The 9,268-nt window shown below is 64.1% G+C and carries 11 protein-coding genes and 1 pseudogene; 5 read left to right on the top strand and 7 right to left on the bottom strand.

Annotated elements, in window-relative coordinates:
* Positions 1 to 87 precede the first annotated feature (87 nt).
* From BN1134_RS08485 to BN1134_RS20355, 3 genes are all read left to right on the top strand, one after another.
* On the top strand, positions 88 to 288 hold the full coding sequence (locus BN1134_RS08485; protein WP_156991716.1) for a hypothetical protein: 201 nt from the start codon (positions 88 to 90) through the stop codon (positions 286 to 288).
* A 172-nt stretch (positions 289 to 460) separates the two neighbouring features.
* On the top strand, positions 461 to 748 hold the full coding sequence (locus BN1134_RS08480) for a CopG family ribbon-helix-helix protein (RefSeq protein ID WP_011222051.1): 288 nt from the start codon (positions 461 to 463) through the stop codon (positions 746 to 748).
* Positions 736 to 1,029, top strand: a complete 294-nt coding sequence (locus BN1134_RS20355) for a type II toxin-antitoxin system RelE/ParE family toxin (protein WP_011222050.1) — start codon at positions 736 to 738, stop codon at positions 1,027 to 1,029. The genes BN1134_RS08480 and BN1134_RS20355 overlap by 13 nt, the downstream gene beginning before the upstream one ends.
* On the opposite strand, the gene BN1134_RS19985 is transcribed toward BN1134_RS20355, so the two are convergent.
* The 3 genes and pseudogenes from BN1134_RS19985 to tetR(A) form a co-directional block, all read right to left on the bottom strand.
* Complete coding sequence (locus BN1134_RS19985) at positions 967 to 1,278, bottom strand: hypothetical protein (protein WP_052150402.1); 312 nt, start codon at positions 1,276 to 1,278, stop codon at positions 967 to 969. The genes BN1134_RS20355 and BN1134_RS19985 overlap by 63 nt on opposite strands.
* A 35-nt stretch (positions 1,279 to 1,313) precedes the next feature.
* Positions 1,314 to 1,499: pseudogene (locus BN1134_RS08470) on the bottom strand (TolC family protein); the annotation flags it as partial.
* Positions 1,500 to 2,201: 702 nt separating this feature from the next.
* Positions 2,202 to 2,852, bottom strand: a complete 651-nt coding sequence (tetR(A), locus tag BN1134_RS08460; RefSeq protein ID WP_000164043.1) for a tetracycline resistance transcriptional repressor TetR(A) — start codon at positions 2,850 to 2,852, stop codon at positions 2,202 to 2,204.
* A gap of 105 nt (positions 2,853 to 2,957) precedes the next feature.
* Between tetR(A) and tet(A) the strand changes: the two genes are divergently transcribed.
* Positions 2,958 to 4,157 carry a tetracycline efflux MFS transporter Tet(A) gene (gene tet(A) / locus BN1134_RS08455; protein ID WP_001973670.1) on the top strand — a complete coding sequence of 400 codons (1,200 nt, stop codon included), beginning with the start codon at positions 2,958 to 2,960 and terminating at the stop codon, positions 4,155 to 4,157.
* A 31-nt stretch (positions 4,158 to 4,188) separates the two neighbouring features.
* Here the strand turns inward: tet(A) and BN1134_RS19240 are convergent, their stop codons facing one another.
* The 3 genes from BN1134_RS19240 to BN1134_RS19230 form a co-directional block, all read right to left on the bottom strand.
* On the bottom strand, positions 4,189 to 4,449 hold the full coding sequence (locus BN1134_RS19240) for an EamA family transporter (protein WP_425330936.1): 261 nt from the start codon (positions 4,447 to 4,449) through the stop codon (positions 4,189 to 4,191).
* A 422-nt stretch (positions 4,450 to 4,871) separates the two neighbouring features.
* Positions 4,872 to 5,219, bottom strand: coding sequence for a hypothetical protein (locus tag BN1134_RS08450; RefSeq protein ID WP_038988888.1), 348 nt, complete (start codon positions 5,217 to 5,219; stop codon positions 4,872 to 4,874).
* Positions 5,220 to 5,443: 224 nt separating this feature from the next.
* Complete coding sequence (locus BN1134_RS19230; RefSeq protein WP_065806379.1) at positions 5,444 to 7,174, bottom strand: MobA/MobL family protein; 1,731 nt, start codon at positions 7,172 to 7,174, stop codon at positions 5,444 to 5,446.
* Positions 7,175 to 7,383: 209 nt separating this feature from the next.
* Here BN1134_RS19230 and BN1134_RS08440 point away from each other — a divergent pair, with 209 nt between their 5' ends.
* On the top strand, positions 7,384 to 7,818 hold the full coding sequence (locus BN1134_RS08440; RefSeq protein WP_042046578.1) for a conjugal transfer protein TraD: 435 nt from the start codon (positions 7,384 to 7,386) through the stop codon (positions 7,816 to 7,818).
* 55 nt (positions 7,819 to 7,873) lie between these two features.
* Here BN1134_RS08440 and BN1134_RS08435 read toward each other — a convergent pair whose 3' ends face one another.
* Positions 7,874 to 8,764, bottom strand: a complete 891-nt coding sequence (locus BN1134_RS08435) for a DNA-binding protein (protein WP_042046575.1) — start codon at positions 8,762 to 8,764, stop codon at positions 7,874 to 7,876.
* Between the last annotated feature and the right edge of the window lie 504 nt (positions 8,765 to 9,268).

Below are 9,268 nucleotides of genomic sequence, written 5' to 3'. Positions count from 1 at the left end.
CGGAAAATCCCTAGAACCCCCGAGTGGCGGCAGCGGCTCCTCGATGCAGGCCTTCAGTTGGATTGAAGGGAGGTGGTGCCGATGTGGTTGAGCGATAGATTTCCGGGGTTGATGTTGTGGCACACAGTGGCGGCGCTGGCCGCCGTGTTCGCGGCGAAAGCCCTGCTGTACTGGGCGGCTGACTGGCTGGCGCTGGGGCCACTTTACAGCGCCTTGGCGGGGCCTTCCTGGAACGTGGCGGCATGGATTGCGGCGCTGGCTCTGTTGCTGCGCTGGATGAAGGTCTAGCCCGCTCTGCCGCGCTGCGCTTGGCGGCCCCCGAGCCAGTGGCGATAGACTGCGCTAGTCGCCCCAGTTCGGGGGCGACATTGCAGTACTGCAATCGGGTTGTGACGGCGCTTAGATTGCGTGGTAAATTTAGGTATCGCTAGGTAATACCTTTGGCTAACAGTGAGGTCTTATGTCCGCAGCTACCAAACCCATGTCTATCAAACTTGATAGCGATACCCAAAGCCGGATCAAGCAGCTAGCTGCTGCCCGCGACCGTTCAGCGCACTGGATGATGCGCGAAGCTATCACCCAGTATGTTGAGCGCGAAGAGCGCAAGGAGGCGTTCCGCCGCGATACCCTCGATGCTTGGCAGGAGTTTCAGGAGACTGGTTTGCATGTCTCTCTTGAGGAGACCGATCAGTGGTTGGCTGGTTGGGGCACCGAGATTGAAGGTGGTGCACCTGCATGCCACAAGTGATCCTCTCTCCGGCTGCTCTGCGTGACCTTAAACGGCTGCGCGAGTTCTTGCACAGTAAGAGCCCAGTTGTTGCACAGCGAGCAGCCCAAACCATCCGTTCGGCGCTGGCCCAGCTCGGGCAACAACCCGCGATGGGGCGTCCTATTGAAGGGCTCCCGGAGGTGTTCCGCGAGTGGGTCATCCCCTTTGGGGACAGTGGTTATCTGGCGCGTTACCGCCTAGAGGGCGAAACCGTAGTGATCTTGGCTCTGCGTCACCAGCGCGAAGCCGGGTTTATTTAGGGAGGCGTAATGGGCTCCGGAAGCCTCTTTGCCGCCCACCCAATAGGTGTAGCCCGCGTCCCAGTAACCGGAAAGGTGCCCCGTGCCGCTGTCGAACCAGCGCGCTTCCCAGGGCTTTGACGCACCGATGCGCAACGTGGCGCCGCCCTGGCCCGTGGCGCCCACCGCGGCAGACAATTCTGCACCAACGGCGGGCGTGGCAAGCAAGGCCGCAGCCAGTGCGCCGGCCGGCAAGGATCTCAACAACATGATTTGTTTCCTCATGAAAAACAGATGACAACACTTCATGCTTCGGGATCGGCGCTGGCGGCAGCTGGCGCCACTGACGCCGTGTGCCAGCCGCCGCCCAATGCCCGGTACAGATCGATCTCGCTATTGAGCTGCGCCAGCTGATTCAATACCAGCTGCTGCTGCGAGCTGAACAGCAGGCGTTGCGCGTCCAGTACGGCCAGATAGCTGTCGACGCCTTCCCGGGGTTCTAGGGATTTTCCGTCCAAAAACGACAAAGTGCTCTGGAGGCCACGCCGTCCGCGGCCTCCAGAGGGGTATTACTTTTTTGGCGCTTCACATAGCCAGTCACAATAAATCAATCACTTAGCAGTCTGAATGTCGCATTTGGACGGAAAATCCCTAGAACCCCATAGACGGCCGCCAGCCCAGCGGCGAGGGCAACCAGCCCGGTGAGCGTCGGAAAGGCGCTGGAAGCCCCGTAGCGACGCGGAGAGGGGCGAGACAAGCCAAGGGCGCAGGCTCGATGCGCAGCACGACATAGCCGGTTCTCGCAAGGACGAGAATTTCCCTGCGGTGCCCCTCAAGTGTCAATGAAAGTTTCCAACGCGAGCCATTCGCGAGAGCCTTGAGTCCACGCTAGATCTATCTCATCTGCGCAAGGCAGAACGTGAAGACGGCCGCCCTGGACCTCGCCCGCGAGCGCCAGGCGCACGAGGCCGGCGCGCGGACCCGCGCCACGGCCCACGAGCGGACGCCGCAGCAGGAGCGCCAGAAGGCCGCCAGAGAGGCCGAGCGCGGCCGTGAGGCTTGGACGCTAGGGCAGGGCATGAAAAAGCCCGTAGCGGGCTGCTACGGGCGTCTGACGCGGTGGAAAGGGGGAGGGGATGTTGTCTACATGGCTCTGCTGTAGTGAGTGGGTTGCGCTCCGGCAGCGGTCCTGATCAATCGTCACCCTTTCTCGGTCCTTCAACGTTCCTGACAACGAGCCTCCTTTTCGCCAATCCATCGACAATCACCGCGAGTCCCTGCTCGAACGCTGCGTCCGGACCGGCTTCGTCGAAGGCGTCTATCGCGGCCCGCAACAGCGGCGAGAGCGGAGCCTGTTCAACGGTGCCGCCGCGCTCGCCGGCATCGCTGTCGCCGGCCTGCTCCTCAAGCACGGCCCCAACAGTGAAGTAGCTGATTGTCATCAGCGCATTGACGGCGTCCCCGGCCGAAAAACCCGCCTCGCAGAGGAAGCGAAGCTGCGCGTCGGCCGTTTCCATCTGCGGTGCGCCCGGTCGCGTGCCGGCATGGATGCGCGCGCCATCGCGGTAGGCGAGCAGCGCCTGCCTGAAGCTGCGGGCATTCCCGATCAGAAATGAGCGCCAGTCGTCGTCGGCTCTCGGCACCGAATGCGTATGATTCTCCGCCAGCATGGCTTCGGCCAGTGCGTCGAGCAGCGCCCGCTTGTTCCTGAAGTGCCAGTAAAGCGCCGGCTGCTGAACCCCCAACCGTTCCGCCAGTTTGCGTGTCGTCAGACCGTCTACGCCGACCTCGTTCAACAGGTCCAGGGCGGCACGGATCACTGTATTCGGCTGCAACTTTGTCATGCTTGACACTTTATCACTGATAAACATAATATGTCCACCAACTTATCAGTGATAAAGAATCCGCGCGTTCAATCGGACCAGCGGAGGCTGGTCCGGAGGCCAGACGTGAAACCCAACAGACCCCTGATCGTAATTCTGAGCACTGTCGCGCTCGACGCTGTCGGCATCGGCCTGATTATGCCGGTGCTGCCGGGCCTCCTGCGCGATCTGGTTCACTCGAACGACGTCACCGCCCACTATGGCATTCTGCTGGCGCTGTATGCGTTGGTGCAATTTGCCTGCGCACCTGTGCTGGGCGCGCTGTCGGATCGTTTCGGGCGGCGGCCAATCTTGCTCGTCTCGCTGGCCGGCGCCACTGTCGACTACGCCATCATGGCGACAGCGCCTTTCCTTTGGGTTCTCTATATCGGGCGGATCGTGGCCGGCATCACCGGGGCGACTGGGGCGGTAGCCGGCGCTTATATTGCCGATATCACTGATGGCGATGAGCGCGCGCGGCACTTCGGCTTCATGAGCGCCTGTTTCGGGTTCGGGATGGTCGCGGGACCTGTGCTCGGTGGGCTGATGGGCGGTTTCTCCCCCCACGCTCCGTTCTTCGCCGCGGCAGCCTTGAACGGCCTCAATTTCCTGACGGGCTGTTTCCTTTTGCCGGAGTCGCACAAAGGCGAACGCCGGCCGTTACGCCGGGAGGCTCTCAACCCGCTCGCTTCGTTCCGGTGGGCCCGGGGCATGACCGTCGTCGCCGCCCTGATGGCGGTCTTCTTCATCATGCAACTTGTCGGACAGGTGCCGGCCGCGCTTTGGGTCATTTTCGGCGAGGATCGCTTTCACTGGGACGCGACCACGATCGGCATTTCGCTTGCCGCATTTGGCATTCTGCATTCACTCGCCCAGGCAATGATCACCGGCCCTGTAGCCGCCCGGCTCGGCGAAAGGCGGGCACTCATGCTCGGAATGATTGCCGACGGCACAGGCTACATCCTGCTTGCCTTCGCGACACGGGGATGGATGGCGTTCCCGATCATGGTCCTGCTTGCTTCGGGTGGCATCGGAATGCCGGCGCTGCAAACAATGTTGTCCAGGCAGGTGGATGAGGAACGTCAGGGGCAGCTGCAAGGCTCACTGGCGGCGCTCACCAGCCTGACCTCGATCGTCGGACCCCTCCTCTTCACGGCGATCTATGCGGCTTCTATAACAACGTGGAACGGGTGGGCATGGATTGCAGGCGCTGCCCTCTACTTGCTCTGCCTGCCGGCGCTGCGTCGCGGGCTTTGGAGCGGCGCAGGGCAACGAGCCGATCGCTGATCGTGGAAACGATAGGCCTATGCCATGCGGGTCAAGGCGACTTCCGGCAAGCTATACGCGCCCTAGGAGTGCGGTTGGAACGTTGGCCCAGCCAGATACTCCCGATCACGAGCAGGACGCCGATGATTTGAAGCGCACTCAGCGTCTGATCCAAGAACAACCATCCTAGCAACACGGCGGTCCCCGGGCTGAGAAAGCCCAGTAAGGAAACAACTGTAGGTTCGAGTCGCGAGATCCCCCGGAACCAAAGGAAGTAGGTTAAACCCGCTCCGATCAGGCCGAGCCACGCCAGGCCGAGAACATTGGGGTTCTAGGGATTTTCCGTCCAAAAACGACAAAGTGCTCTGGAGGCCACGCCGTCCGCGGCCTCCAGAGGGGTATTACTTTTTTGGCGCTTCACATAGCCAGTCACAATAAATCAATCACTTAGCAGTCTGAATGTCGCATTTGGACGGAAAATCCCTAGAACCCCGCTCACCTCGCTTTGGTGCACACGAGTATTGAGCATAGTCGAGATTGGTGCAGATCACTTCTGATATTGAACTGTCAGGAGCTGGCTGCACAACAGCCATTACGCCCAATCAACTGGTGCAGTCGTCTTCTGAAAATGACAAAAACGCCCCTTGCGGCAACTGTCCAACAAACCACCGTTTTCTGAACAGTCGGCAGGGCTACGATGAAACACAAACAAATGCCCGCAGACGGGCGACAGGATCACGCCTTGCCCTCGGTCAGCGGCGTTTTCGTCACCCAAATGGGCAATTCCAGCGGCAGGGCGATTTCGGCCCGGTCGCGGGCCTGCAATTGCGCCCGCGCCCATTGGCCGTCTCGTTTCATCTCCGCTCGCAGAGGCAGGGGGTGGGTGTGCTCGAACTGCTCCCGGTCAAATGGCACCCCGGCTACGGTCAGCCGCTCAGGCATGGGCCGTTCCTGGCCGTGCTCGCGGACTAACACGTCATCGCCGCGCCGGATGATGTAGTACCCGGTCGCATCAGCGTTCATCCGCTCCGGCGCAGCATCTACGAAATCGGCCCGGTTCTCATCGAATGCCCAGACTTTCATGCGCAACCCTCCCGAATCGACATCAGATGGTGGCAGGAATGTGGCTGCATTGTGGTGAAGTGCCACGCTATTGCCACCGTATGCACACACAGCCGCCACAGTGTCGCCACTGTCTTACCAATATCCCGCCACCATCGTTCCACCATGTCACCACCTTGTTACCGTCATCATTGACACCATGCCGCCACCGTCTTTCCACACTGTTCCCACCATTGCCGGTGGCATCATGGGGTGGGAGTAGAAACAGGGGAGTCCTCTTGTGGCTGTTTGGGATCGGCATCCCTCGCCGCCTGTTCCTGCATAGCCCGCCGCTCCTGTTCGGCCATGCCTTTTGCGCAGGCCTGAGCGAACATTTCCGGCGTCATGCCTTGCTCCGCAGCGGTATCCATGTACGCCGCGAAACGTGCTTTGAGTCCGGCAAGCGGTGCGGCCAGAACGGTCAAGCTGAGGTAGTGCTCGAACTGGGCTGCGTGCATGAAGGTGCGTTCAAACGCCGCCCAGCGAGGATCATCATCGCTGGGCTCCGGCTGAGTGGCGTCAGCCTCTTGCGCGGCCCGCAGTTCCGCTAGACGGTGCTCCAGCGCGGCCATCGACTCTTCCTCGCGCTCGCGCTCGATGCGCTGCTGCTGTAGCCGCTTCGCCTCGGCCTCGCGCTCCTGGCGGGCCTTCTCCTTCTGCAAGGCTTCCAGCTCGGCCAGCTTCGCCAGCGTCGGCTCCTGCTCGGCGGTGATGCGCTGGTGCGCCTGCTGGCGCACGTGCTGCACGCGCAAGCTGGCCTCCTCGATGCGCTGCCCAAGTCGCTGCCACTCGGCGCGGTGTTCCTCGCGCTGCTGTTCCAGCTCGCGCAGCTTGGGCGCATGACCAATGCCCTTGTCGTGGAACCACGCCTGCACTTTGTGCGCCTCCCGCCATGCCTGCGCCTGGTCGCGGGCGCGGGCTGCGGCGCTGCCCGCCTCGGTGTGCTGGTTCTGTAGCGCCTGCCGCTCGGCCTCGGCCTGTAGTACAGCGCGGTCGCGCTCTACCAGGTCGATCACTCGCGGCGGGCGCAGGCGGGCAATCTCCTGGGCCAGCTCGCGGCTGCTCATGCGCTCCAGGCGCTGGCGCTCCTGCTGCGCCTTCTCCCGCTCGGCCCGCTCTCGGGCCTCCCGCTGGGCCTGTTCGCGGCGCTGCCGCTCGGCTTCCAGGTGGATGATTTCGGCGCCGGTATCCGGCACCGCGCGCCGCAGCTCGGCGGCGGCCTGGGCCACCTCGGCGCGGGCGGCGCGAAACTCGATCACCTGGGCGCGACCTTCGCCGCGCCAGGCGCTCGGCAACTGCTTGCGCTCCGGCTCCAGGCCGGTGCCGCGCTCGGCGTGGCTGCGCATGTCGATGCGCTGCTCCACCCCGGCCCGCTCCAGGTGCGCATTGCACATGGCCTCCCAGCGCCCGCGCAGCTCTTTCAGCTCGGCGGCCCGCTCGGCCTTGGTCAAGGTCTGGCCCGCGCTCGGGCCGTAGCCCTTGCGTGCGCCGCCCTTCTCCGGGGCCTTGGCGTTGTACCGCTTGAAGTACTGCTCCGGGTCGCGGTCGATGCCATCCACCTGTCGCTCCGAAAACATCAGGTGGAAGTGCGGCTGCTCGCCACCATCGGCGGCGGTCGGTACATGGAGGGCCCACTGGTAGGCGTGCCGGTCGCCTATCTCCTGGCGTACAAACTCGCGCACCAGCTCGATCCGCTGCGCGGCGCTCAGCTCGCGCGGCAGGGCAATTTCCATCTCCCGGTAGGTCGTGCCGTTCTTGCGCTCGTAGGCGTCGGCGGCCTGCCAGAAGGCAAGCGGGTTGGACTGCGCCCAGGCGGGCATGTTGCCCGCCTCGGTCGCTTCCAACTTTTCGCCGCGCTCTAGGCGGTTGGCGTACTGGCCTTCGCGGGCGATGTAGGCGGCATGAGGCCCGGCCTTACCGGCCTTGCCTACCTTCATGCTCAATCGCCCGATTGCCACCGCCGCCGCTCCTCGTGTTTTTTGCGCCGTAGGCGCTGGGGTGCAGGGGCTTCCCCTGCCGCGCGTTTCTCGGCTTGCCGAGAAACAACTAAGCGCGCCTTCCGTAAAACGGAAGGATACCGCAGCCGTCGCGCCCCGGCCACCTTCCGCGTAAAATGGGAGCCTCCATCACAGAGGGAGACGCACCCATGACACAAGATAAGTGGCTGGCCGAACGGCTGGCATACCTGCGCGGCTTGAAGGCTCCCAGCGATCAACAGCGCCTGCTGCTGATGCTGGCCGACAAGCCCGACCGCACCGCCGACGATGGCCGCAAACTGGCCGCCCTGGTACGCGCCGAGAAGGCCGCCGAACGCGCCCAGAAGGCCCGCGCCGACGCCGCCCGCATCATCAACGCCGAGAGGGCCGCCGAGAGGAAGGCCCGCGACCATGAGCTGTACGAGTCGGCGGGCCTGATGATCCTGGCCGGGCTGATCGATACCAAGACCGGCAAGCCGACCCGCGACCGGGGCGAACTGCTGGGCGCTCTGGTGTCGCTGGCCGAGGCCCAGGTCGATGACGCCAAGAGGGCAGCTTGGAAGGCCAAAGGCGATGCCCTGATGGCCGAGAGGGCGCGGCGATGACGGACTACGGCTATGCCATCGACCCCCGCCCCGCCGAACTGGGCGGCGGCTGGCATCACTCCCCCCCTTTCCCTTTCGGTGCCTTGGTGGCCTTCTCGGCGGCCTCGGCCTTGTCCTGCTGCCGTTGCAGCGCCTCAAGCTGCCCGGCAAGTCGTGCGGCCTGCTCGCGGGCCTCTGCTGCCACCTTGCGGGCCTCGTCACGCTCGGCCTGCGCCTGCCGGATTTCCTGCGCCGCTGCTGCGCGGGCGGTGTCGTGGGCCTGTGCAGCCTTGGCGGCCTGCTGCTCGATCTGCTCGGCGCGGTCGGCGCACGCCTCCAGCTTGGCGGCCAGCACGGCGGCCTGCTGCTCGGCGGCGGTGCGGCCCTGCTGTGCCTCGGCCAGTGCGGCGCGTAGGCGCTCTATCTCTGCGGCCTGCTCCGTCTGGCGCTCGGTCTGCGCTTCGATCTTGAGCCGTGCCGTTGCCACCTCCACGCGGGCGGCCTCTGCCGCCTGCTGCTCGCGCTCGATGCGCTGCTGCGCCTCGGCCAAGTCGGCGGCCTGCTGGGCGGCTTTGCCTGCCAGCGTGTCGCGCTCCGTGGTGAGGACGGCCACCTGCTCGGCCAGCTCGTCGCGCTCGGCCTCCAGCGCCTCGCCTGCGGCCCCAAGTTCGGCGGCCTCGGCCTGCGCTTGCTGGAGTTCTTGCTCTTTCTCGGCCCGCGCCTTCGCTGCGGCCTTCTCGATCTCGCCAGCAATGGCGGCAGTCAGCGCCTGCGGCAACTCCGGGGCCGCAACGGCAGCCACCGGGCGGGCCTCACGCCATTGCACAAGATGCTTGTGGATCGTGTTTGGCGACCCGGTGCCGCCCAAACGCTCCCGGATCGCATTGATGGTGGGCTGTTGCCCGTCGCCCACGAGGGCGTCAGCGGCGGTGAAAACTTGATCCCGAGTGATGCCTTGACGTGCCATGATCCTTTCTCCTTTCGTATCGTATTACTGTATTTCGTATTGATACGATACCATACAGCTATACAGTACGATACACAAGCGGTTTTCGTAACGTACCGCTGCCCGGTCGGCTGCTCGTTTTTGGTGAAACACCGTGCTGACGCCTCGCCTTCGGCTCGTTGTCGGCCAGCCGTCGAACGAAAAGCGGAGCTTTCCGCCCGCCGCCCGGCTCCACTTGGGCAAAGCGGCCAGAAACGGGCCTACAGCGCGTTTTCCGGTCTTGGGGTGGCCTGGGTTATGCCAGACCCCTAAAACGGCCCTACGGGCCGCTGTGGCGCTTCCTGATCGCTTTTCGAGTGGAAAGGGGGGTCAAGGGTCTCCGGGGCGGCCCGGCCCTTGACGCCCTTGGAACGACCCAAGCCTATCGGCAGACGGGAGGAAGAAGCCGAAGGCGCACATCCTCCCGGCTAGCCCCCACGGGCAATGCAGTGCTCCCCTTCCCAGCGGGAAGGGGAGCACTGCATT

Origin of the sequence: Aeromonas simiae (genome assembly GCF_000820125.1) — a bacterium.
Classification (GTDB): Bacteria; Pseudomonadota; Gammaproteobacteria; order Enterobacterales; family Aeromonadaceae; genus Aeromonas; species Aeromonas simiae.
Note: the sequence above shows the minus strand (reverse complement) of the source record. Positions and strands in the feature narration are given on the sequence as shown.

Coding starts and splice junctions, on each gene's coding strand:
- BN1134_RS19230 (WP_065806379.1), bottom strand. CDS start 7,174: ATGAAGGTAGGCAAGGCCGGTAAGGCCGGGCCTCATGCCGCCTACATC.
- BN1134_RS08450 (WP_038988888.1), bottom strand. CDS start 5,219: ATGAAAGTCTGGGCATTCGATGAGAACCGGGCCGATTTCGTAGATGCT.
- BN1134_RS19985 (WP_052150402.1), bottom strand. CDS start 1,278: ATGTTGTTGAGATCCTTGCCGGCCGGCGCACTGGCTGCGGCCTTGCTT.
- BN1134_RS08480 (WP_011222051.1), top strand. CDS start 461: ATGTCCGCAGCTACCAAACCCATGTCTATCAAACTTGATAGCGATACC.
- BN1134_RS20355 (WP_011222050.1), top strand. CDS start 736: ATGCCACAAGTGATCCTCTCTCCGGCTGCTCTGCGTGACCTTAAACGG.
- BN1134_RS08435 (WP_042046575.1), bottom strand. CDS start 8,764: ATGGCACGTCAAGGCATCACTCGGGATCAAGTTTTCACCGCCGCTGAC.
- BN1134_RS08440 (WP_042046578.1), top strand. CDS start 7,384: ATGACACAAGATAAGTGGCTGGCCGAACGGCTGGCATACCTGCGCGGC.